The 22484-nt window shown below is 71.1% G+C and carries 16 protein-coding genes and 2 pseudogenes; 4 read left to right on the top strand and 14 right to left on the bottom strand.

Annotation, left to right across the window (positions count from 1 at the left end):
- Nucleotides 1-92: 92 nt before the first annotated feature.
- The 4 genes from RLT59_RS06080 to RLT59_RS06095 form a co-directional block, all read right to left on the bottom strand.
- Nucleotides 93-2480: a M9 family metallopeptidase gene (locus tag RLT59_RS06080; protein ID WP_311302435.1), complete on the bottom strand. Its 2388-nt coding sequence runs from the start codon at nucleotides 2478-2480 to the stop codon at nucleotides 93-95.
- A 333-nt stretch (nucleotides 2481-2813) separates the two neighbouring features.
- Nucleotides 2814-3485 carry a GntR family transcriptional regulator gene (locus RLT59_RS06085; protein WP_311302436.1) on the bottom strand — a complete coding sequence of 224 codons (672 nt, stop codon included), beginning with the start codon at nucleotides 3483-3485 and terminating at the stop codon, nucleotides 2814-2816.
- 98 nt (nucleotides 3486-3583) lie between these two features.
- Complete coding sequence (locus RLT59_RS06090) at nucleotides 3584-4120, bottom strand: hypothetical protein (protein WP_311302437.1); 537 nt, start codon at nucleotides 4118-4120, stop codon at nucleotides 3584-3586.
- Between the two features lie 80 nt (nucleotides 4121-4200).
- Nucleotides 4201-6453: a glycoside hydrolase family 3 N-terminal domain-containing protein gene (locus RLT59_RS06095; protein WP_311302438.1), complete on the bottom strand. Its 2253-nt coding sequence runs from the start codon at nucleotides 6451-6453 to the stop codon at nucleotides 4201-4203.
- Nucleotides 6454-6631: 178 nt separating this feature from the next.
- Between RLT59_RS06095 and RLT59_RS06100 the strand changes: the two genes are divergently transcribed.
- On the top strand, nucleotides 6632-7234 hold the full coding sequence (locus RLT59_RS06100) for a TetR/AcrR family transcriptional regulator (protein ID WP_311302439.1): 603 nt from the start codon (nucleotides 6632-6634) through the stop codon (nucleotides 7232-7234).
- A 4-nt stretch (nucleotides 7235-7238) separates the two neighbouring features.
- Here RLT59_RS06100 and RLT59_RS06105 read toward each other — a convergent pair whose 3' ends face one another.
- Together RLT59_RS06105 and RLT59_RS06110 are read right to left on the bottom strand one after the other, a co-directional pair.
- Nucleotides 7239-7574: a hypothetical protein gene (locus RLT59_RS06105; RefSeq protein WP_311302440.1), complete on the bottom strand. Its 336-nt coding sequence runs from the start codon at nucleotides 7572-7574 to the stop codon at nucleotides 7239-7241.
- A gap of 5 nt (nucleotides 7575-7579) precedes the next feature.
- Nucleotides 7580-7774 carry a hypothetical protein gene (locus RLT59_RS06110; RefSeq protein ID WP_241199923.1) on the bottom strand — a complete coding sequence of 65 codons (195 nt, stop codon included), beginning with the start codon at nucleotides 7772-7774 and terminating at the stop codon, nucleotides 7580-7582.
- A 168-nt stretch (nucleotides 7775-7942) separates the two neighbouring features.
- On the opposite strand from RLT59_RS06110, the pseudogene RLT59_RS06115 reads away from it, so the two are divergent.
- Nucleotides 7943-8780 (top strand): annotated as a pseudogene (locus RLT59_RS06115) (helix-turn-helix domain-containing protein).
- Nucleotides 8781-8809: 29 nt separating this feature from the next.
- Nucleotides 8810-8989: pseudogene (locus RLT59_RS06120) on the top strand (DUF397 domain-containing protein); the annotation flags it as partial.
- Nucleotides 8990-9052: 63 nt separating this feature from the next.
- Here the strand turns inward: RLT59_RS06120 and RLT59_RS06125 are convergent.
- The 5 genes from RLT59_RS06125 to RLT59_RS06145 all read right to left on the bottom strand — a co-directional run bounded on the left by RLT59_RS06125 (nucleotide 9053) and on the right by RLT59_RS06145 (nucleotide 14144).
- A complete protein-coding gene (locus RLT59_RS06125) occupies nucleotides 9053-10054 on the bottom strand; it encodes a proline racemase family protein (protein ID WP_311302443.1) in 1002 nt (333 codons plus the stop codon).
- Between the two features lie 90 nt (nucleotides 10055-10144).
- Nucleotides 10145-11053: a dihydrodipicolinate synthase family protein gene (locus RLT59_RS06130; RefSeq protein ID WP_311302444.1), complete on the bottom strand. Its 909-nt coding sequence runs from the start codon at nucleotides 11051-11053 to the stop codon at nucleotides 10145-10147.
- A 115-nt stretch (nucleotides 11054-11168) separates the two neighbouring features.
- Complete coding sequence (locus RLT59_RS06135; RefSeq protein WP_311302445.1) at nucleotides 11169-12629, bottom strand: FAD/NAD(P)-dependent oxidoreductase; 1461 nt, start codon at nucleotides 12627-12629, stop codon at nucleotides 11169-11171.
- Nucleotides 12610-12948 carry a (2Fe-2S)-binding protein gene (locus RLT59_RS06140; RefSeq protein WP_311302446.1) on the bottom strand — a complete coding sequence of 113 codons (339 nt, stop codon included), beginning with the start codon at nucleotides 12946-12948 and terminating at the stop codon, nucleotides 12610-12612. The genes RLT59_RS06135 and RLT59_RS06140 overlap by 20 nt, the downstream gene beginning before the upstream one ends.
- A complete protein-coding gene (locus RLT59_RS06145; protein WP_311302447.1) occupies nucleotides 12945-14144 on the bottom strand; it encodes an NAD(P)/FAD-dependent oxidoreductase in 1200 nt (399 codons plus the stop codon). The genes RLT59_RS06140 and RLT59_RS06145 overlap by 4 nt, the downstream gene beginning before the upstream one ends.
- Nucleotides 14145-14443: 299 nt before the next feature.
- Between RLT59_RS06145 and RLT59_RS06150 the strand changes: the two genes are divergently transcribed.
- Nucleotides 14444-15049 carry an ALF repeat-containing protein gene (locus RLT59_RS06150; RefSeq protein ID WP_311302448.1) on the top strand — a complete coding sequence of 202 codons (606 nt, stop codon included), beginning with the start codon at nucleotides 14444-14446 and terminating at the stop codon, nucleotides 15047-15049.
- Between the two features lie 65 nt (nucleotides 15050-15114).
- Here the strand turns inward: RLT59_RS06150 and RLT59_RS06155 are convergent, their stop codons facing one another.
- The 3 genes from RLT59_RS06155 to RLT59_RS06165 all read right to left on the bottom strand — a co-directional run bounded on the left by RLT59_RS06155 (nucleotide 15115) and on the right by RLT59_RS06165 (nucleotide 22483).
- Nucleotides 15115-16857 (bottom strand): pyruvate dehydrogenase, encoded by a 1743-nt coding sequence (locus RLT59_RS06155; protein ID WP_311302449.1) that lies wholly within the window; start codon nucleotides 16855-16857, stop codon nucleotides 15115-15117.
- Between the two features lie 113 nt (nucleotides 16858-16970).
- Complete coding sequence (locus RLT59_RS06160; protein ID WP_311302450.1) at nucleotides 16971-18575, bottom strand: protein phosphatase 2C domain-containing protein; 1605 nt, start codon at nucleotides 18573-18575, stop codon at nucleotides 16971-16973.
- A 140-nt stretch (nucleotides 18576-18715) separates the two neighbouring features.
- Nucleotides 18716-22483 (bottom strand): S8 family peptidase, encoded by a 3768-nt coding sequence (locus tag RLT59_RS06165; protein WP_311302451.1) that lies wholly within the window; start codon nucleotides 22481-22483, stop codon nucleotides 18716-18718.
- Between the last annotated feature and the right edge of the window lies 1 nt (nucleotide 22484).

The following is a 22484-nucleotide window of genomic DNA, read 5'->3' on the forward strand; positions in this document are numbered from 1 at the left end:
CCGGATCCGCGCCGCAGTCCCCCACCTGCGGCGCGGATCACTTCGTCCGGCCGGTACCGCGCGGAGACCGCGCGGTACCGCGTGCGGACCGGTCAGTACTGTGCGGAGACCTTCACTCCGCCGAAGTCCCGCACGGCGTACAGGCTGGTGTAGTGGGCGCCCTCGGCCGGATGGTCGACGGTCAGGGTGTGGGCGTTCCCGCTGCCGGTCGCCCGGCTGGTGTAGGCGCCCGTGGTGGCCCAGCCGCCGGCGTTGTAGTAGAGGTCGGCGTCCCCGGTGCCACCGCTCGTGGTGATCGTCAGCCGGGCGGTACTGGCGCCCACGTAGAGGTAGAGGTAGGAGTAGTTGCCCTTAGTGGCCTGCTGCCCGCCGCGGACGCAGTTCTGGCCGAGTTCACGGCTGTCGGCGGCGGTGCACTCGGTGCCCGGCTCTGTGGGCGGGTTGGTGGTGGTGCCGCAGCTGCCGGCCGCGCAGGACGTCAGCCAGCTCTTCCAGTCGGCGTCGTAGCTGCTGCCGATGGTGGAGGTGAGCAGGGTGCGGGCGCCGTTCCAGTCGCCCGCGCGGTAGAGGCCCAGCAGCTTGTCCACATCGGCGCGGTGCGACTGGAGCATGTAACGGACGGCCAGGTAGCCCCAGTTGTAGACACGGGTCTGGTCGGCGTTCTCGTATGTCGAGTCGAACAGGGTGCGCAGGGTGTAGGTGTGCGCCGCGGCCTGGGTGATGGCGTCGTCGTAGGTGACGTCGCGGTAGCTGTAGGAGATGTACTCCGCGAAGCCCTCGACCCACCAGATGGTCGGCGTCGTGATACCCGCCTCGAAGTCACCGGCCATGTCGAACCGGCCGTCGAGGTAGTGCGTGTACTCGTGGTTGAGGTTCCATATCTGGAACTCGGGCCGGACCCACTCGGCCTCGTAGGCGATGAACCTCGGCTGGTTGCCGGCCGCGGCCGGGTCACCTTCGAGGTACATGCCGCCGTTGTCGGTGTCGATGCCGTAGATGGCCCCGGCGTACGTCTGGTAGTCGGCGCTCGAATCGAAGACGACCACCTCGATGGTGCTGTTCCGGTCGTTGGCGACGGGCCCCTTGTCGCGCACCACTTCGTGGAAGTAGGCGTCCTGATTGCGCAGGCTGGTGCAGGCGGTCGCGAGATCGTCCGAGGACATCTGCTGGGCCAGGATGCGAATGCTGTCGCTGCACGTGTAGTTGACCGGGAGGACGGCGCTCTTGAGGCGTGCCGAGAGGTCGCAGGTGCCGTAGGCGGAGCAGTTGGCCGCGTCGTAGTAGTCGGTCATCTCCGCCAGCCCGACCCAGAGCGGCGCGGTGCTGCCGGTCATCGAGGTGCGGCCGAGCAGGTCGGTGACGAGCGGGCGGGCCTTGGGCCGCAGCGACTCTTCCTGGAGGAAGCGCGCCAGCTCGCGGCCGGCGTTGGAGGTCAGGTACGACTTGTCCGTGCCGAGCAGGTTCAGATGGTCACGGGCGAAGCCGGCGAGCGAGTCGAGCAGGCTCGGGTCGGCCTCCACGGCGCTGACGAACCCGGGCACCTGGTGGCCGCGGAAGGTCACGGTGTAGACGTTGTTGACCGCGTTGAGCATGTACCAGGAGCTGTCGTACGAGGAGTCGTAGTCGGCGAGCAGCCGCTTGACGAAGTACAGGTAGCGGGCGTTCTGCTCCGCGCTGTCGATGAGGGTGACGGCCTCTGCCAGAGTCTCGCCGTTGGCGTCCGTGACGTCGCCGGCGTGCGCGGAGGCGAAGAAGCCGTCCAATGCGCCCTGGATGGCGGCGCGCAGGGGGGCGCCGTAGCTGCCGACGGTGTCGGGGTCGTAGTACTGGACGTAGTAGCCGGCCCGCAGGAAGAGCACCAGCTGCGGCATGCCGGTGCTGCTGTCGCCGGGGTAGGCGGCCGATCCGTCGCGCATCGCGTCTGCGACGCTGACCATCTGGGCCTCGCGGAAGGCGAGGTAGCCGTCGTTGCCCTTGACGTTGAACAGGGTGTTGACGCAGTCGGTCGTCGATGACTTGATCTGCTGCACCAGGGCGCTGCCGGTGCGGCTGGTGAAGTCCGCGACGGAGCAGGCGGCAGCCGCGCCGGTGCCTGCCGACTTGGCGGCGGCGCGGGCCTTCGCCTTCATCGAGGGGGCGGGGTGGCTCGGCGCGAAGGTGTCCGGGGCGTCGTAGTCGCGCCGGAGCGCGTCCTTGGAAGCGGTCGTGGGCGGTCTGTCCGAGGGCTTGAGCGCCTTGTCGGCTATGTGGCCGGCGTCCTGGACGGGCGCGGTGAGGGCCTGTGCGGCGGGACCGCCCGGCTCCGGCGCGGCCGGGTCCGCGGCCTTCTGTGCGGCGGCCTTCGCGCTCGCGGTCGCCGCGGCGGAGGGGCGGACCTCTGCGGCCCGGCTCGGTGCCGCGAGCATGCCGACGCCCAGGCAGGCCGCCAGTGCCACGGTGGACAGTCCGGTGAATCTCTGACGAACCGTTCGGTTCTTCACGTGCCGCCTCCCAGCGGGGTGGTGGCCGCGCGACGTTGCGCGGCCGTGGGGGATGGTGCGCGCTCGGGGTCGGGAGGGGAAGGCCGGACGGGGATGTACATCGTGGATGAACGCCTGGCATGAACACGACCTCAATCGCGACCGCCTGTACAATGGCACATGTCACATGTCCTTAGGAAGCGGTTGGCGCGAATTCGTGCGTACGCCAACTTCCGCTTTTTCAGAGAGACTTGCAGTGGATCACCGCCGACGGGTCCGGGCATGGCGACGGACCCGACGCGGTGTCGCGTCCGGGTCAGGCGTTCGTCAGGGAGCGGTGGGGGTTCGGCGGTGTCAGGCCTTCATGCCGTCGGCCCACAGGGACCGGACGTGCGACATATGGGCGAGCATGCAGGCCTCGGCGCCAGGGGCGTCCCCGGCGATGACCAGATCCAGCAGCTGTACGTGCTCCTCCGCAGAGGCGGTCAACTGACCTGACTCGGCCAGCCTGTTGAGCCCGTACAGGCGGGATCGCTTGCGCAGTTCACCGACCTCCTCCACCAGCCGGCGGTTCCCGGCCAGCCCGAGCAGGGCGAGGTGGAAGCGGCGGTCCGCCTCCAGGTAGCCCAGGATGTCGTGCCGTCGGGCGGCCTCGACGATCTCCTTCGCGACGGGGCGCAGCGCCTCCAGCTCCACCGTCAGGCCCATCCGCGCGATCCTGCCGACGGTGGGGACCTCGATCATGGCCCGGAGTTCGGTGAAGTCGTCGAGGTCCTGGTCGGTCAGTTCGGTGATCCGGAAGCCCTTGTTGCGGACGGCCTCGACCAGTCCCTCCCGGGCCAGATCGAGCATCGCCTCGCGGACGGGGGTCGCGGAGACGCCGAACTCGGAGGCGAGCGCCGGAGCCGAGTAGATCGTGCCCGGCCTCAACTCACCCGCGATCAGGGCCGCCCGCAGCGCGTGCGCCACCTGGTCGCGCAGATGTTCCTGCGCCGAGATCGCGTTGAGCGACGTGAGGCGGGCCATGTCTGTCCTCCAGCACCGTGCGGAGACCCAGAATACAATGTGACGTTGTCATAGGGCCGCCTGCGGGATCAACGCGGATCAGGCCTTACGGGCAACCCTCAGGACCGGCCGTCGATGTCGAGGGCGTGTTCCTTGAGAAACGCGCCCGCATGGGCCGCCGCCTCTTCCGGGGTCACGTATCGCACCCCGTCAGGGGCCGTACTCGGTGTTCCGTCAGCACCCGTGCCCTCCCAACTCCAGTCGCCGGAGGAAGCCCGTACCAGCTCGGCACTCCCGCCGAAGAGCGCAAGCGTGCGAGTGTCCGCCGCGGACGCGGGGCGAGTGACCGCGTCGGGCCACTTCTTGCGAGCGCCCTGCCGGGTGATGCCCCAAACAGCGCCCAACTGCTCGTAACTCGCGCCGTAGGAGCCGGCGGTCGCCGCCGCCTGCCCGGCCAGCCGCCTGACTTCGGCGTCCATCACCTTCCAAGCGGCCAGGACGGACAGCGCCACTTCGACAGGATTCGCATCCCACATGCGATCCACGGGCTGCCCGGTCTCCCGGGAGCGGATAGCCGAGGCGAGGGGATTCAAGGCGTCGTACAGGGCCTTGTCGAGCTCGATCTGCTCTTCCGTAGTGATCTCAGGGACTGTCATGCGACAACTATAGTTACCGAACTCGCATACGTAAACCAAAGTTTCCATGTGATGCGGGAACGTCAGCCGACGGGGCGGGGTCAGGACTGGAGTCGGGCCAGCAGCTCTTCCAGGCCGGCCGTGGTGACCGCGCCGCCTGCGAAGCTGACCAGGCGGCGGACGGGGACAGAGGCCATCATCCGGGCCATGTCGATGCCGAGGGCGTCGCCGTCGCCGGTGTCCTGGGGGAAGGGCAGCAGGGCGGCGAGTGTCTCGGCGGCGCCGGGCAGGGACATCACCTCCCCGAGCGTGGAGTCCAGTGTCAGCGGCAGGTCCAGCTCGTCCCCGACGAGTTCGACGCTCGCGGTCGCGCGCGGGTCGCGGCTGGACGCGGCGGCCAGCACCTCGTACGCGCCGCCCTCGACGATCCAGCGCCCGGCCCGGGTGTCCCAGTACGCCAGGCCGGTGCGCGGGAGCAGAGCGGTGACGCGCTCGCTCGCCCCGGCATCCAGGGTGACGGTGGCGATGCCCTTGAGCTCGCGCAGCGGGCGGACGACGGCGGAGCCGGGCTTGGAGACGTAGAACTGGACGACCTCGCGGCCGGACCGGGTGCCGGTGTTGGTGACCGTGACGGAGGCGCTGACGCCCCTCTCGTCGGCGCTCAGCTCCAGCTCGCTGTAGGCGAATTCGGTGTAGGAGAGTCCGTGGCCGAACGGGAAGGTGACCTCGATGTCCCGGGCGTCGTACCAGCGGTAGCCGACAAACAGGCCCTCGCCGTACGCGACGTGACCGTGCTCGCCGGGGAAGTCCAGGTAGGCGGGGGTGTCCTGGAGCCGGACGGGGACGGTCTCGGTGAGGCGGCCGGACGGGTTGACCCGGCCGAACAGCACGTCGGCGAGAGCGCCACCGGCGGCCTGGCCGAGCAGTGCGCCGTCCAGCAGGGCGGGTGCGGCGGTCACGGGGGCCAGCCGCAGGACGCCGCCGTGACTGAGGACGACCGCGGTGCGCGGCTGCACGCGGACCACCTCGGCCAGCAGCTCCAGCTGCTCGCGGGGAAGCTCGATGTCCTCACGGTCGAAGCCCTCGGACTCCTGGTGGGCGGCCAGGCCGAGGAAGACCACGGCGGTCTCCGCGGCGGCGGCCAGCGCGACGGCCTCGGCGCGCAGCGCGGCGGCGTCGCCCGTGCCGTCGGTGGGGAAGCCAGGAGCGTGGGTGACCTCCGCGTTCCCGGCGAGGGCGCGGATCTCGTCCAGCGGGACGTCGACCTGCGTCGGGTTCACGTGCGAGCTGCCGCCGCCCTGGTAGCGCGGGGCGGCGGCGAACGCGCCGAGGACGGCGAGCGGGCGCCCGGCGGTGAGCGGCAGCACGGGCGCACCCTCGACGAGGTCGTTCTTGAGCAGCACGACGGAGTTCGCGGCAGCGCGGCGGGCCAGGGCGTGGTGCGCGGCCGGGTCGAACGGGGGGACCGGCAGAGTGCGTCCCGCCAGACCCCGGGCAGCCAGCGCGGCCGTCCGGGCAGCGGCCCGATCGACCGAGGCGCCGTCCAGCTCACCGGCCTCGACTGCGGCGACGACCTGCGCGTCGGTGGTGCCGCCCGTGCCGGGCATCTCCAGGTCGAGCCCGGCGGCGACGGAGGCGACGCGGTCCTGGACGGCGCCCCAGTCGCTGACCACCACCCCGTCGAAGCCCCACTCGCCGCGCAGCACGTCGGTGAGGAGCCAGCGGTTCTCGGAGGCGTAGGTGCCGTTGATCCGGTTGTAGGAGCACATCACCGTCCACGGCTGCGCCTGCTGGACGACCTGCTGGAAGGCACGCAGGTAGATCTCGCGCAGCGGGCGGGCGGCGACGTCGGAGCTGGAGCGCATCCGGTCGTGCTCGGTGTTGTTGGCCGCGAAGTGCTTGAGGGAGGCGCCGACGCCGGTGCTCTGCACACCACGTACCCAGGCGGTGGCGAGGGCGCCGGTGAGCTGCGGATCCTCGGAGAAGTACTCGAAATTGCGGCCGCAGCGCGGGTCCCGCTTGATGTTCACGCCCGGACCGAGCAGTACGTCCACACCCAGTGCCCGGCTCTCCACACCCAGCGCCCGGCCGACCTCCGCGACCAGTTCGGTGTCCCAGCTCTGGCCGAGGCCGACGGCGGGCGGGAAGCACGTGGCGGGTTTGCTGGCCGAGATGCCCAGGTGGTCGGCGTCCTCCGCCTGGAGCCGGACACCGTGCGGGCCGTCGGTCAGGGTCAGGGCCGGGACGGCGCCGACGGCCTTGGTGGTCCAGAAGTCGGCTCCGCTGCCGAGCGCGGCGCGCTCCGCGAGTGAGAGCTCCGGCGTCGCGGGGTCGGTGGGGTCGGGAGCAGTCACGGGGTCTCCTCGGGGTACGGAATTCATGGGCGGACAGCTGGGCCACCCTGCCGAACACGAAAACAGTACGTCACTCTGTTTTGGCGTTACAAGGGCCGCGACCAGGCCATTCCAGTGACGATCAGTGGCAAATCGGTGGCAGTCGGTGGCGGGAGGTGGGTGGCATAGGCTCGCCCTCATGGCTCGAACACGTGGCTCCTACGCGAAGGGCATCGCCAAGCGCGAGGAGATTCTCGACACCGCGCTGGAGATCGTCGCCAGGGTCGGCTACAGCCGCGCCACCGTGCGCGAACTGGCCCAGGCCGTCGGCCTCAGTCAGACCGGCCTGCTGCACTACTTCGGCAGCAAGGAACAGCTCTTCATCGAGATCCTGCGCCGCCGCGACGCCGTCGACCTGCTCACGGTCGGCGGCCGGGAAGAGGGCGAGGGCACGGCCGCCTTCCCGCCCGACCTCGGACGGGCGCTCGCCGCACTCCAGCGCCACAACGCCGAGGTCCCCGGCCTGGTCCAGCTCTTCTCGCGCCTCTCCGCCGAGGCCGTCGAACCCGGCCACCCCGGGCACGCGTACTTTCGCGACCGCTACCGCGCCGCTCGGGCCGGTGGCGCCGACGCAATCCGCACCCAGCAGGCCACCGGGCAACTGCCGGAGGACATCGACGCCGACCGCCTCGCCGTCCTGGTCTTCGCGCTGATCGACGGGCTGCAGATGCAGTGGCAGTACGACCCCGAGATCGACATGGTCGAGCAGCTGTCCTACTTCTGGGACCTGCTGAACCGGTGACCTCCTACCGCGCGTGCGGGAGGTCCTCGAATTCCCAGGAGTGGCCCGGCTCGTGACCGGTGAAAAGCCAGCACGCCTGTTTCAGCCGGGGCTCGATGGTGAGGTCCACCTGTTCGCACGGTTCGGCGCAGACATAGGTGAAATCATCGCCGCTCCAGCGCAGCCATACGTCAAAGGTGCCGCGCCCCATGCTGTCCAGGCAGTCCCCGTGCTCACCACCATGACCCTTGCCGAGCTCACAGACGAGCCAGTCGGGGAGCCCTACGCCCCCGGCCCGCGGGTGGGCCTGTGCCGTCCGGAACCAGGGCGGGCGGACGGGTTCGCTGCATTGCGTCACCATGGGGATCACAGCACCTCGCCCCGACTCCGCGCGTTGCACCGCGCGTTCTCGGCCCGCAGCCGCTCTATGGCGTCTGCGGGGCGCACATGCTCGGGCTCCGCCTCCCACTCGGTCCCGCCACAGACCGGCCGCAGCGACCAGTACGGGCCTGCGACCCCTCGGAACTCACCCACGCGGCCCTGCCGGGCGGTGTCCACCATGAGCGTGCCGGGTGCAGGAAGGTCATGAGGGCGTCCGTCCAGGGAACCGTCTTCTACGCACACGATCGTGCCTCTCCGTAGCCATTCCACTACCAAGACGGCTCAGCGTGGACTACGGTCGAAACCTGATCAACGTGGCACATCAGCCAGCCAAGTTGGGGGTGAAGGTTGAATCGCAAGGAGTTGAACCCGGGGAGCAGCCCGCAGGCAGCGTTCGGGGCACGATTACGCAGCTTGCGCGAGGCTCGCGGCTGGAAGCAGGACGATCTGTCCACCCGTACGGGCATTTCCAGCGGGCACATTTCAGGCGTTGAAACTGGTCGCAAGATGCCATCTTTGCGCTTCGCGAAAGCTGCTGACGTCGCTTTGGGCATTGCGGGCACAGGAGACACGTTCGAACGCCAGTGGCGCGAGATGCAGCACGGGAGCCTGTTGGAAGGGTTCCCGCAATACGTCGGACATGAAGGGCGGGCCGCGGAGATCCGGCTATTCGAGTCCGGCCTGATCCCGGGTCTGCTCCAGACACGGGAATACGCGACGGCCCTTGAGGCAAGCAACGTCAGGCGAGGGTCCGCCACGGCCGAACAGGCTCAAGAGCGGGTCGAGTTCCTGATAGAACGCCAAGCCGCCCTGACACGGACGCCGCCGCCTCTGTTGTTCGTGGTGCTCGATGAGAGCTGCATCCGCCGACCGATCGGGGGCCATGAGGTCATGCGTCGGCAGTTGGCGCACCTGATCGAGTTTGCCGAGCAAGCGAACACGTCCCTTCAGATCGCTCCCTTCGCCATGGGAGAACGCCGTCCCTTCACCCGCTTGGTCAACCTGTTGACGCTCAAGGACCGTTCCGTCGTCGCGTACGTCGAGTCCGAGATGCACGGATACCTGGAACGGGAGAGCGCCTCCGTGCTGCCCTTGCTGAGGGCCTACCCATCAGCTACAGACAGAAGCGCCCTCCCAAGCGGAGTCTGTAGCAATGATCACTCAGGTACGAAAGGGCACCCCGTGACCGATAACCCGTCCTTCCAGTGGGTCAAGTCCTCTTACAGCGGCAACGGCGGTTCCTGCGTCGAGTGGGCGCCGTCGAGCGCATCCGCTACCGGCACAGTCCCCCTCCGCGACTCCAAGCGGCCAAGCGGCCCCGTACTCACCGTCCCCGCCGACGCGTTCGCGTCCTTCGTGGCGGGCGTGAAGACCGGAGAGTTCGGCATCGTCTGAACGACAACCGCCCCGCTCCGCACCCGAGTCGGGGCTGAGCGGGGCGGTCGGCGTTTCAGCGGTTCACAGCAGGAACCCTTCGGGGAACGGGTCGGACGGGTCGAGAAAGTACTGCGCGGTTCCGGTGATCCAGGCGCGGCCCGTGACCGTGGGGACGACTGCGGGCAGCGTGCCGACGGTGGTTTCCGCGACCAGCCGGCCGGTGAACGTGGTGCCGATGAAGGATTCGTTCACGAAGTCCGTGTTGAGCGGGAGTTCGCCCCGCGCGTGGAGCTGGGCCATCCGTGCGGAGGTCCCGGTGCCGCACGGTGAGCGGTCGAACCAGCCGGGGTGGATGGCCATCGCGTGCCGGGAGTGGGCGGCGTCGGAGCCGGGTGCGATCAGCTGGACGTGCTTGAGCCCGTTGATGCCGGGGTCGAGCGGATGGACCGGGCGGTCCGTCTCGTTGACCGCTTCCATCAGGGCGAGCCCCGCCCCCAGCAGCTCGTCCTTGCGCGAGCGGTCGAACGGGAGCCCGAGGTCCGCCAGTTGCACCATCGCGTAGAAGTTGCCGCCGTAGGCGAGGTCGTAGGTGACGGTGCCGAGGCCGGGGACCTTCGCCGTGAGTCCCAGTCCGGCGGAGAAGGCGGGGACGTTGGTCAGGGTGACGGAGGTGGCGGCGCCGTCCTCGACGTGGACGTCGACGGAGACCAGTCCGGCCGGGGTGTCCAGACGTACGGTGGTGACCGGTTCGGTGACCTCCACCATGCCGGTCTCCACCAGCACGGTGGCCACCCCGATCGTGCCGTGTCCGCACATCGGCAGACAGCCCGAGACCTCCATGAACAGGACACCGAAGTCGGCGTCGGGGCGGGTCGGCGGCTGGAGGACGGCACCGCTCATGGCGGCATGGCCGCGCGGCTCGTACATCAGCAGGGTGCGCACCGCGTCGCGGTGTGCCATGAAGTAGTCGCGTCGCTCGGCCATGGTGGCGCCGGGGACGGTGCCGATCCCGCCGGTGATCACGCGGGTGGGCATGCCCTCGGTGTGCGAGTCGACGGCGTGGAATACATGACGCGTGCGCAAGTCTCTCCCTCGGTCGTGCTGCCGGGCCGCCTCGGCGGGTGCCGTGCGCCGGGCGGCGTGTCGAGTGCGTTCCGCCGGTTCCGGCGCCGGTCAGTCCAGGCCCTCGGCCAGCGCCTTCTCCGTGGCGGCGCGCACGGCGGCGGCGGCCTCCGTGTCGAGGGGCAGCCGGGGCGGCCGGGTGGGACCTCCGTGCCGCCCGACGATGTCCATCGACGCCTTGATCGCCTGGACGAACTCCGGCTTGGAGTCCCACCGCAGCAGCGGATGGAGCCGCCGGTAGAGCGGCAGTGCCGTCTCCAGGTCCCCGGACACGGCGGCCCGGTACAGGGCGACACACCCGGCGGGCAGCATGTTGGGGCAGCCCGCGATCCAGCCGACCGCACCGGCCAGGGCGAGTTCCAGCAGTACGTCGTCGGCCCCCACCAGCAGGTCGAGCCCGGGGGCCTCCTCCGCGATCTCGTAGGCCCTGCGGACGTCCCCGCTGAACTCCTTGACGGCCACGATGGACCCGTCCGTGTGGAGCTGCGCGAGCAGCCCGGGGGTCAGGTCGACCTTGGTGTCGTAAGGGTTGTTGTACGCGACGACCGGCAGGCCCGCTGCGGCGACCTCGGCGTAGTGGGCGCGAACCGCGGCGTCCTCGCACGGGTAGCCGTTGGGCGGCAGCAGCAGTGCCGACCCTGCGCCCGCCTCCGCCGCCCGGTGGGCGAGGCGGCGCGACTGGGTGCTGTCGTAGGCGGAGACCCCGGGCATGACCCTGGCCCCGTCCCCTGCGGCCTCGACCGCCACCCGCACCACTTGGTCGCGCTCCTGCTCCGTGAGGGTCTGGTACTCCCCCAGTGAGCCGTTCGGCACGACGCCGTCGCAGCCGGCGGCCACGAGGTCGCGGACGTGGGCCGCGTACGCGTCGAAGTCGATGGACCGGTCTTCGCGCAGGGTGAGCGGCGTGGCGACCATGACGCCTCGCCAAGGACTGTTGCGGGCAGTGGAGTTCGTCGACATCTGGGCTCCCTCAGAGGTGTGGCATGACATGGACCGGCGAAGGGGGACGGAGAGAAGGGGGACGGAGAAGGCGGCGCTCCTGGTGGTGCCCGGGAGATGTGCGTGGCCCGGAAGGTCATTCGTCCTCGGGGCGGGCCGCGCGGGCGAGCGTGGCGAGCGGGACCGGGCAGGCCAGCGGCCGGCGGTCCGGGGCTCCGGTCTCGGCCGCGCAGCCCGCCAGCTCCCGGACCGCGAATCCGCATGTCCGGCCCTGGCACCAGCCCATCCCGGCCCGGGTGAGCAGTTTGACCGTACGGCTGTCCCCGGCGCCGAGGTCGTCGACCGCCGTGCGGATCGCGCCCGCGGTGACCTCCTCGCAGCGGCAGACCTCCGTGTCGGCGGCGAGCCACTCGGTCCAGCCGGGTCCGGTCCGGTGCACGGCGCCCATCAGCTCGGCGAACGCGCGCATCCGCCGCCGGGTCCGGCGCAGCGCCCTCATCCGGCGCGCGTCCCGGCCCCGCCCGCCTCCCCGGGCATCCCCCGTCACCGCGAGAGCGGCCAACTCCCCCTCGACCAGGGCGAGGTGCACGCCGCCGATGCCGCCCGGCTCGCCCGCGGCCCAGACGCCGGGCACGGTGGTGCAGAGGTCCTCGTCCAGCACCAGGGCGGCCGATCCGTCGGCGCCGCACCGGGTCTCGCAGCCCAGGCCGACGGCCAGGTCGAGCTGGGGGACCAGTCCGTGGCCCACGGCCAGGGTGTCGCAGTCGATCCGGCGCCCGGTCCCGGGCAGCGGGCGCCAGTCGCGGTCCAGGCGGCTGACGGTGACGCCCTCCACCCGCTCCGTTCCGTGCACGGCGGTGACCGCGTGGTGGGTCAGTACCCGTACCCGGTGGCCCGCCAGCGCAGCAGAGTGCCGTATCCCCTCCCGGAGCCGGCCGGGGTCCGCGGCCAGCACGCGGGGAGCGCGTCCGTACGCCCCGTATCCGGCGGCCTCCACCAGTGCGGGCACCCGGGCACCGGCCCGCGCCAGGGACACCGCGACGGCCTGGAGAAGCGGTCCGCTGCCCGCGACGACGACGCGCTGTCCCGGCAGCACCAGACCCGATTTGAGCATGGCCTGTGCCCCGGCCGCGCCGACGACTCCGGCCAGGGTCCAGCCGGGGAAGGGGAGTTGGCGCTCGTGGGAGCCGGTCGCGATGAGCAGCCGGCGGGCCCGGAGCGTGGCCGATCCCTCGCCGTCGGGGCCGGTGACAGCGTGCAGGGTCCAGTCGGCCCCGGCCCGCTCGACGGCCCACACCTGGTGCCCGGCGAGGTGGCGGATCCGGCCCGCCTCCCGGTGCCGTCCGAGACGGGCGGTCAGTCCGGCGAACCGCGCCCAGCCGTGGTGCAGCGCCTCGGGCCGGGTGGCGCGCAGGCCGGGGGCCGGGGAGCGGTAGTACTGGCCGCCGGGCGCGTCGGCCGCGTCGAGGAGGACCACGTCGAGTCCGTTGTCGGCGGCGGTGACCGCGGCCGCCAGCCCGGCCGGACCGGCGCCCACCACGGCGAGTTCGGTGAACGGCGGTGCGGGGAGCCGAGGTTCAGCGGTGGAGTCCGGCATGTCCGTCCCCCTCCTGGGTGGTGACCACATCACCGGGGCGGGCGGGCCGCAGACAGGCCCGCCTGCCGGGGACCCCGTTCACGGTGACCAGGCAGTCGAAGCAGGAGCCGATGCCGCAGAAGGCCCCCCGCGGCCGTCCGTTCACCCTGGTGGTGCGCCAGGTGAGGACGGAGTCCGCCCAGAGGACGGCGGCGATGCTCCGGCCGGGCAGGGCGTGGACCGGGCGGCCGTCGAAAGTGATCTCGAACCCCGGCCCCGGCTCGGCACCGACCGCGTCGGCCGGGGTGCGGGGGGCGGTGCGCTTGCGGATACGTATCACCAGGGCTCCTGTCTCGGTGACCGGGCAGTGGGGCGGCCCTCGTGGGCGGTGTCGAACCGGTCGGGCCGGAACGGTTCGGGGTCGATGGCGGGCTCCTCGCCCCGGATCGCCGCGACGACCAGTGCGGCCGTGGCGGGCGCCAGCCCGATCCCGGCGCCCTCGTGACCGCAGGCGTGGAAGAGGCCGGGCACCCGGCGGTCGGGGCCGATCGCCGGGAGGTGGTCCGGCAGATAGGGGCGGAAGCCGTGGTAGGCGCGGAGCACGCGGGCCTGTCCGAGTACGGGGAAGAGGGCGGCGGCCGCGGCTGCCAGCCTGCTGATCACCGGCACGGACAACGTACGGTCGAAGCCCACCCGCTCACGGCTCGCGCCGATCAGTACGGGCCCCGACGGAGTCCCCTCCACGACGGGTGAGGTCTGCAGCGCGGCAGAGCCGCTGGACACATCGGCCACGTACTCCGCCGCGTACACCTTGTGCCTGATCAGCCGGGGCAGCGGCTCGGTCACCAGGACGAAGCCGCGTCTGGGCAGCACGGGCAGTTCCACCCCCGCCAGCGCGGCCAGTTCACCGCCCCGGACGCCCGTGGCGTTGACCACCGCCGGGGCCACCAGCTCGCCCCGGCCGGTCCGTACGCCGCGCACGGCGCCGCCTGGCCCGGTCAGCACGGCCGTGACCGCCTCCCCCAGCCGGACACGGGCCCCGGCCTCGCGCGCCGCGCGCAGCAGGTGCGCCGCCGCAAGCGCTGGTTGGACCTGGGCGTCCTGCGGGTAGAGGACCCCGCCCGCGAGGCCGGGTGCGAGGTGCGGCTCCAGTGCGGGCAGCTCGTGCGGAGCGACGGCCTGGGCCCGTACCCCCGCCTCCGTCTGTCCGGCCGCTGTCGCGGTCAGGGTGGCCAGCGACGCTTCGTCCGCCGCGACCACCAGGCCGCCCTTCTGCTCGAACTCGATCGCAGGCGGCAGCACTTGGGCGAGTTCGCGCCAGAGGGAGGCGGAGTGCAGCGCAAGGGTCAGCTCAGGACCGGGTGGCTTGTCGGAGACCAGGAGATTCCCCTCCCCCGCCCCGGTGGTGCCACCGGCGACCGGTCCGCTGTCCACCACCGCGACCGCGAGTCCGGACCGGGCCGCGTAATAGGCGCAGGCGGCGCCGACCACTCCGGCACCGACAACGATGACATCCAAAGGCTGTCTCGTGAACACGTCAGTAATATGTCACATTGCTCAGAGGGCGCCAAGAGGTCATCATCGCCTCGGACTTGACGGGCCATCACATATTTCACGCGCTGCGTCACGCCAACGGAACGGATGGGCTCCCTGATTCACAAGGGGCGGGTGCGCGCCGATGCGATGCCTGCGCATAGAAGTGTGGAGAGTGTGAATACTGCCGGATTCCGGCAGTGCTTCCAGCCACCGTCACGGGCGATGATGCATAAACCGGCGGTGCGCACGCGCTCGCCGGTGCTCCGATCATCACTGCGTTCCGAAGGCAGGTCCACCCGATGAGACCGACCCGTGCCGCTCTGGCCGTAGCGGCCACCGCCCTGACGCCGGCCCTTCTGCTGACCACTCCGGCCTTCGCCGCCGGCAGCTCCTCAGCGCCCGCCGCCGTGACGGCGGCGGCAGCCACGGACGCCCCCGGCACGCCCGTGGACGACATGTCCGAGGAAGAACTCCGTATCGCGATCCTCCGCATCATGGCGGACGAGGACAGCGGCAGGGGGGTCAACCGGGAGGGGAGCAAGGCCCTCGACGGAACGGTGGAGGACATGCGCGCCTTCCTGAAGACCGGTTACCGCCTGGCCCAGGCGGAGGACGACCGGGTCAGGATCGTCAGCCTCCTCGCCAACCCCGACAGCGGAAAGCGCGTCATCAAGGAAGTCAACGAACTCCTCGACAGCGACGCCACCCCGGAAGAACTCCGCACCTGGCTCGAAACCGGCTACCGCCTCGCCCAGGCGGAGGACGACCGGGTCGCCATAGCCCGCATCATCTCCGACCCGAAGAGCAGCAGCGCGCTCCGGGCCGCGGCCAGGGCCGTCATCGACGGCACTCCGGAGGAGCTGCGGTACTTCCTGGAGCACGGCCGGTACGAGGTGGACGCGTAGGACACCGCCGGAGCGGCCGGGGCCTCGCGGGGCTCCGTCCGCTCCGACCGGGAGGGCTCAAAGGCTCAGGGGCGGGGCACGTTACGGAGGTTGGAGCGGGCCATCTGGACCATCCGGCCCACCCCGCCGTCCAGCACGATCTTGCTCGCGGAGAGCGCGAACCCGGTCACCATGTCCGCGCTGATCTTCGGCGGGATGGAGAGCGCGTTGGGATCGGTGACGATGTCGACGAGCGCCGGGCCCTTGTGCTTGAACGCGTCCTTGAGGGCACCTTCGAGCTGCTTGGGCTTCTCGACCCGTACGCCGTACGCCCCCGAGGCCCGCGCGATGGCCGCGAAGTCCGGGTTCTTGTTGGTCGTACCGAACGAGGGCAGCCCCGCGACCAGCATCTCCAGTTCGACCATGCCCAGCGCGGAGTTGTTGAACAGTACGAGCTTCACCGGCAGGTCGTACTGGACGAGCGTCAGGAAGTCCCCCATCAGCATGGTGAATCCGCCGTCCCCGGACATCGAGACGACCTGACGGTTCCGGTCCGTGAACTGCGCGCCGATGGCCTGCGGCAGCGCGTTGGCCATCGAGCCGTGGCTGAACGAACCGATCACCCGGCGTTTGCCGTTGGGCGTCAGATAGCGGGCCGCCCAGACGTTGCACATACCGGTGTCCACGGTGAACACCGCGTCTTCGTCGGCGAGTTCGTCCAGGACAGAGGCCACGTACTCGGGATGGATCGGGACGTGCTTCTCGACCTTGCGGGTGTAGGCGCTGACCACGCCCTCCAGCGCGTCGGCGTGCTTCTTGAGCATCCGGTCGAGGAACTTGCGGTCGGATTTCGCCTTCACCCGAGGGGTCAGACAGCGCAGCGTCTCGCGGACGTCCCCCCAGACCGCCAGGTCGAGCTTGGAACGGCGGCCCAGGTGCTCGGGGCGGACATCGACCTGGACGATCTTCACATCGGTAGGCAGAAACGCGTTGTACGGGAAGTCCGTGCCGAGCAGGATCAGCAGATCGCACTCGTTGGTGGCCTCGTAGGCGGCGCCGTAGCCGAGCAGGCCGCTCATGCCGACGTCGTACGGGTTGTCGTACTGGATCCACTCCTTGCCGCGCAGCGCGTGCCCGACCGGGGCCTTCACCCGTTCCGCGAACTCCATCACCTCCGCGTGCGCACCCGCCGTGCCGCTGCCGCAGAACAGCGTCACCCGTTTGGCCTCGTCGACCATCCGGCAGAGCTTCTCGATCTCCGCGTCGCCGGGCCGCACGCTGGGCCGGGAGGTGACCAGGGCGTGCTCGATGGTCTTCTCCGGCGCGGCCTGCGAGGCGATGTCACCCGGCATCGAGACGACGCTGACACCGCCCTGGCCGATCGCGTGCTGGATGGCCGTCTGGAGCAGCCGGGGCATCTGCCTCGGGTTGGAGATCATCTCGTTGTAGTGGCTGCACTCCTGGAAGAGCAGCTCCGGATGGGTCTCCTGGAAGTAGCCGAGGCCGATCTCGCTCGACGGGATGTGCGAGGCGAGCGCGAGCACGGGTGCCATGGAGCGGTGGGCGTCGTAGAGGCCGTTGATGAGGTGCAGGTTTCCCGGTCCGCACGAACCGGCGCAGGCCGCCAGGGTGCCGGTGATCTGCGCCTCCGCACCGGCGGCGAACGCGGCCGTCTCCTCGTGCCTGACCTGGATCCAGTCCATGTCCGCGTGCCTGCGGATGGCGTCGACGACCGGGTTGAGGCTGTCACCGACTACCCCGTACAGGCGCTTGACCCCCGCGCGGGAGAGGACATCGACGAACTGCTCCGCCACGTTCTGCTTGGCCATGGGTGCGTGCTCCCTCTGCCTGTGCTCCGTGCACGTTCGGCTGTCCGGGCCCCGGGGCGCGAAACCTCGCCCGGACGGGTTCTCCGGAGTCCATCAACCCATGGCCCGCGCGGTTACGCCTCCCAGACGCCGACGGCCGTGCGGTCGTCGGCGTATCCCTTGACCCTGAGCTGGGTGTCCGCGAGGAAGTCCGCGAGACCCGGTGCGGGGCCCGGTGCCCAGCGTCCGGCCAGTTCGGCGGCGAGCTCCGGCTCGTCGCGCAGCGGATCGGCCAGCCCGTTGCTGCACAGCAGCAGGGTGTCGCCCGGCCGGGCGACAGAGGCCCGGAACCGGAACGGTTCTGCGGGCGGCGGGACCGGGCTCTCGATGTACGGGGCCGGGCCGGTGGTGATCCCCAGGTCCATGGTCAGCCGTTCGCCGTCGGGCCCGCTCTCGGGTGTCGCGGAGCCGAAGCCGACCACTCCCTCCCCGGTGAGTTCGCCGGAGTGCGGGACCACCGGTTCGAGGTCCTGCCAGCTGCCGTCGCGCAGCCGGAAGAGTCCGCCGCCGCCGACGCCGAAGAAGACCCGGGTGCGGCAGCCGGGGTCCGCGGACAGCAGGAGGCAGCGCAGGCCCGCGGTGTACTCGTGCGGTTCGAGACCGAGTTCGGCGGCGCGGGCGCGGAGTCTGCCGTAGGTACGGTCCGCGAGGCGGTGCAGGCCGGATTTCAGTTCGCCGCGGCGGCCCTCCCTTATGTCCTCGGAGAGCCGGGCGTGGCTGCGTCCGACAGCCTCCGCGATCGAGCGGCAGGCGTCGGCGGCGGCCGGGTGCGTGCCTTCGGCCGTACGCGCGCCGCCCGCGACGGCGACCAGGACGAGGGCGTTCCGTGCGGCGCCGAAGCGGACCGTGACCAGCGCGTCGCGCCGGGGCTCGCCCCGGAACCGGGCGGAGTCGCCGCGCACGGAGGCGGCCCGCAGGGTGTACGTGCCGTAGCGGGCGCCGTCGAGCACGGTGTCGGCGACGAGCGCGTGGATCTCGTGCGGGTCCGTGGCGGGCAGCGCGGTGGGCTCCGCGTCGTACGTGGGCGGCCTGGCACCCACGTACGAGACGGGCCGGTGCGCCTCCGGCTCCTGCGGTTTCCGCGCCCCGGCGTCGGGGGCGGCCGGGGCCTGGACCGGGGCCTCCGCGTCGGCTTCTTGCCGTTCGTCCCCGTTCCGCTCGACGACCGGCCGCCTGGGCAGCGGCGGCACCGCGTCAGCGGCGGGCGGCATCCCGGCGTCCCGGCCGGACGGCAGGCTCTGCGCGAGGCGGGGATCGACGGCGGGGGACGGGGACGCGACGGCGAGTGGCGGAACCGGGGCCGCCGGTACTGGTTCCGGGGCCGTCGGTTCCGGTACTGGTTCCGGCATCGGTTCTGGTGCCCGTACAGGTTCCGGCACCGGCACCGGTACGGGAACCGCGAACGTACGGGGCCGGGAGATTCCGGCCGGGGGCTCCCAGGGGGCGCGCGGAGGCTCCTCCAGGGGCGGTGGCGGCGCGACAGCCGGCGCCGTGCGCGGCTCGGGTATCGCGTCCGCGGCCCCGTACGCCGTCCGCCCCACGGCGTCCGACGCCGAGTCGAAGCGATCGTCGAGACTGTCGGCCGCCTGGCTCGCCCCGGTGTCCGGGGCGGATTCGTCATACAGCCTGCGCCACCAGTCGTCCTCCTGGGCGGCGGGCCTCTCCCCCTGCTGACTCATGCCCATATTGTCCACCGCTGGGGCCCCGGCAAAACGGGTCATCCCGAAAATGTGCCCTCGGCCCCCCGCGAAAGAGGTCCGCCGGGCGGCCCCACCCCCCGGGGGAAGGACGCCCGGCGGACCGGTCGGTTGATCCGGCGTCAGCGCACGGCGTAGGCGTCGGTCACGGTCTGCACGACGGAGTTGCCCTTGGCGTCCGTCAGTTCGGTCCGCAGGGTCACCGACTTGCCGGCCGCGTCCGCGTGGTTCACGGTCGCGGTCCAGCGCCCGCCCCGCTGTGCGGTGGTGGCTCCGGTCCAGGTCTCACCACCGTCGTACGAGTACGAGACCTTGACCGAGGTGACCTTGCCGGGCGTGTAGCCGGCATGGCCCGTGACGCTCAGTCCGATCTTCTGACCGTCCTTCGCGGCAAGGGTCTTCATGCCGTCCGACGGCAGGTCATAGCCCGGGAAGAGCAGCGGGATGCCCTGCGAGTAGACGTCTCCGTCCCGGTGCGAGCGGAACTTCCAGGTGGTCTCGGTCGAGGTGGACCGCTTCCACACCGCTGCGGGCTGCCCCGACTTCGCGGTCCGCATGGTGAGTTCGTACGCGGCGTCCTCTGCCGGGACGGTGAACACCCCGGACGGCCAGCCGGACTCGCCGATCACCTTGCCGCCGCTGCTGAGCCGCATACTGCCCATGTCCCCGAAGGAGCCCTGGAGGCCGCTGTGTTCGGTGTCGCTCCAGAAGCCCGGGGCGACGCCGATCAGATTGTCCTGGCGTTCGGCGGCGAGCTGCTCCACGCCCTGGTCGTCGCGGGGTGCGGACGGCACGACGACGCCCCGGTACCAGTCCGAGGAACGCTTCGAACCGGCCTTGTACGTACGGTACTTGTCCACCATGAACTCACCCCAGGGGAAGCTGGAGGAGAGTGCCTGCTGCCAGCTGGTGTCGCCCGCCGTGTAGTACTCGGTGCGCTTGCCCGGTGCGGCGACGGTGTCGAACGCACCGACCGAGTAGCTCGCGCCGTAGGGGCGGGAGACGATCAGAGTGTCGACGAAGTCGGTCTTGACGCCCATCGATTCATAGGTGGACTCGACCGCGCCGAGCGCCTTGTCCTTGACCTGGTACGTGCGGTTCGAGGTGAGGTCGCCCGTCTCGGAGAAGGCCAGGTTGTAGACGAACGGACTGACGGCGGTGGCCTTCCAGCTCAGCTTCACCGGTCCGGCGGCCAGCGCCTCGGTCAGGGCCTTCGCCTCGTCGGCCTGGATGCCGAGCGAGGGCAGGGGCGCCGAGCCGTATCCGACGGAGGGCTGCCAGGGGCCCGCCGACGGGCGGTGCGTGATGATCGCCACGGCGCCGGCGGCCTTGGCGTCACGCGCCTGGGTGACGATGGTGCCTCCGTCCGGAACTCCGACAAGCGCGATCTTGCCGGAGACTCCGGCGGCCTTCAGCTCCTCCGGGGTGCCGCTGCCGGCGTCGACGAGCGCGGCCCGGCCGGTGCCGTCGAGGTTGACGGAGCCGTCGGACGCGGTCGTGGGGTGGAGGGTGGCGCCGCCCACGACCGAGAGCTTCTCGATCTGCGGGGCGTACGCGCGCCAGAAGCTGTCGAACTCGAAGTCGCCGTCGGTGGCCTTGCCCCGGATGTCGGCCCGGTAGTCCTTGATGGCACTGCCGCCTGCGATGGATCCGGTGTGCAGCCAGGCGTCGTCCCAGCTGCGGCCGAAGGCGAGCGTGCCGCTGCGGGTCTCGCTGACCCGGTCGCGGGTCTTCACCTGGACGCGGTGCGCCTTGCGGGCGTCGAGCACCAGAGTGGTGTCCTTGGTGACGTTCAGCTGCGGCCGGGCGAGATAGCCGACGGACTTGGCGAGGGTGCCGGTGGCGTCCTCCGGGTCGGCCGAGACGATGAAGCTGGAGACGAAGTAGGCGCCGGGGCGCACCTGGTACACCTGGTCGGTCGAGCCGTCGTTGAACCGGCGCTCACCGCTCGCGGTGTCGGTACCGATGACGTCGAGGGACGACGAGCCGCCGGCGGGGGCGCCGTTGGTGTCGATCAGCTTGACGCGCAGGGTGACGGTCTCGGCGCCGACGTACAGCGAGAACGGGGTGGAGACCTTCACTCCGCCGGTGGCGGTGGCCAGGACCCGGCCGGTGACGTCGCCGTACTGGCTGTCCTGGAGTTTCGCGGTCGGGTCGAGCTTCAGCGGGACCTGGACCGTGGCCCCGGCCGGCACGGTGACGCTCTTGGCACCGAGTGCGGCGACGGAGGACCCGACGGCCGAACCGTCGTTGCCGGTGACGGTACCGAGCTTCAGTGCCAGCTTGACCGGCTTGCTGCCCGAGTTGGTGTACGGGACCTGGACGGTGGTGCGGTCGCTCTTGTCCTGGGGCCAGTTGAAGGTGCCGCCCTGGACGGCGGACGCGCCGGTGACGGTCGTGTCGATGGCCGCCTTGACGTCGACCCGGCCACCGCCGGTCTCTCGTACGTCACCGGGGATATCGCTCTTCGCGGACGACACGAGTGCCGCCTTGACCTGCTGTGCGGTCCAGTCCGGGTGGCGTTCCTTGACGATGGCGGCCGCGCCCGCGACATGCGGGGTGGCCATCGAGGTACCGGACATCGACTGGTAGGCGTAGATCCCCCGGCCGCCCGCCGCGGCCGCCGAGATCTCGACGCCCGGGGCGGCGATCTCGGGCTTGAGGGTGTGCGCGCCGATGGCGGGGCCGCGGCTGGAGAACTGGGCGGTGGAGTCGTCCCGGTCGACCGCGCCGACGGTCAGCACGCTGGGCGCGCAGCCGGGTGAGGAGACGGTGTTGAGGGCGGGGCCCGCGTTTCCGGCCGCGACGACGAACAGGGTGTCCTTGCTCTTGCCGAACTCCTCCGCGGCCATGCTCATCGGGTCGGTGCAGTCGGTCGGTGCCGCGCTGCCCAGGCTCATGGAGACGACGTCGGCCTTCTGGTCGACGGCCCACTGCATGCCCGCGATGATCCAGGAGGAGTCGCCGGAGCCGCTGTCGTTGAGGACCTTGCCGACGAGCAGGTCCGCGCCGGGGGCGACGCCCTTCTGCTTGCCGTCGCCGGCCGCGCCGGAACCGCCCACGGTGGAGAGGGTGTGGGTGCCGTGGCCCTGGAGGTCGTCGGTGGTGTCGGAGTCGGTGAAGTTCTCCGACGCGGCGATCCGGCCCTTGAGGTCGGGGTGTTCGGCGTCGGCTCCGGTGTCCAGGACGGCGACCTTGGTGCCCTTGCCGTCGTAACCGGCGGCCCAGGCGAGGTCGGCGCGGATCTGCTTGGTGGATTGGGCGAGGCTGGCGTCGACCTTGCGGTCCAGCCAGAGCTTCTTCAGTCCTGCGGCGGAACGGGACCGGGCTCCGGTGACGTCGGCCCAGAACCCGGTCGCCTTCTCCTTGTCCGCCTTGAGCGCCACACCGTCGATGACCGGGAGGGCGATGCCGCGTTCGGCGCCGCGCGGGGTGGCGGGGGCGCTGCGGGCGGTGTCCGCCGCGTAGGTGGCGATGAGCGGTACGGAGTCCGCGTGCGCGTCGTCGTAGCCCTGCCGGATCAGCCCGGTGACGTTGAAGAGTTCCTCGTCCACCGTGCCGGCGGCGAGCGCCTCGACCGCGGTGTCCGGGTAGACGTAGAGGTCGTTGCCGGAGCGGCGGGTCTGCACGAGGGGGACGGTGCCGTCCGCGCCGGCCAGTGCGTCGGCCGTGGCGTTCCCCGAACTGTCCGTGCTCACCAGCACCTTGTCGCCGGTGACCAGGGTGACGGTGACCGGCTTGTCCGCCTTGGCGGCTGCCGCCGCGCTGCCGGTGAGTGGTCTCTTCGTGGCCGCGTCGTCCTGTGGCGCTGCCACGGACGGCGCGATCACCGTGACGGCCAGGACGGCGGCGGTGGCCGCCCCCAGTGCCGTACGCGATATCGGACGCATC

Source organism: Streptomyces sp. ITFR-6, assembly GCF_031844725.1.
Classification (GTDB): Bacteria; Actinomycetota; Actinomycetes; order Streptomycetales; family Streptomycetaceae; genus Streptomyces.

Excerpts from the sequence above, each read along its gene's own strand:
- RLT59_RS06085 (WP_311302436.1), bottom strand. The coding sequence starts at position 3,485 with ATGGCCCGCCTCACGTCGCTCAACGCGATCTCGGCGCAGGAACATCTG.
- RLT59_RS06090 (WP_311302437.1), bottom strand. The coding sequence starts at position 4,120 with ATGACAGTCCCTGAGATCACTACGGAAGAGCAGATCGAGCTCGACAAG.
- RLT59_RS06100 (WP_311302439.1), top strand. The coding sequence starts at position 6,632 with ATGGCTCGAACACGTGGCTCCTACGCGAAGGGCATCGCCAAGCGCGAG.
- RLT59_RS06105 (WP_311302440.1), bottom strand. The coding sequence starts at position 7,574 with ATGGTGACGCAATGCAGCGAACCCGTCCGCCCGCCCTGGTTCCGGACG.
- RLT59_RS06110 (WP_241199923.1), bottom strand. The coding sequence starts at position 7,774 with ATGGTGGACACCGCCCGGCAGGGCCGCGTGGGTGAGTTCCGAGGGGTC.
- RLT59_RS06130 (WP_311302444.1), bottom strand. The coding sequence starts at position 11,053 with ATGTCGACGAACTCCACTGCCCGCAACAGTCCTTGGCGAGGCGTCATG.
- RLT59_RS06135 (WP_311302445.1), bottom strand. The coding sequence starts at position 12,629 with ATGCCGGACTCCACCGCTGAACCTCGGCTCCCCGCACCGCCGTTCACC.
- RLT59_RS06150 (WP_311302448.1), top strand. The coding sequence starts at position 14,444 with ATGAGACCGACCCGTGCCGCTCTGGCCGTAGCGGCCACCGCCCTGACG.
- RLT59_RS06155 (WP_311302449.1), bottom strand. The coding sequence starts at position 16,857 with ATGGCCAAGCAGAACGTGGCGGAGCAGTTCGTCGATGTCCTCTCCCGC.
- RLT59_RS06160 (WP_311302450.1), bottom strand. The coding sequence starts at position 18,575 with ATGAGTCAGCAGGGGGAGAGGCCCGCCGCCCAGGAGGACGACTGGTGG.
- RLT59_RS06165 (WP_311302451.1), bottom strand. The coding sequence starts at position 22,483 with ATGCGTCCGATATCGCGTACGGCACTGGGGGCGGCCACCGCCGCCGTC.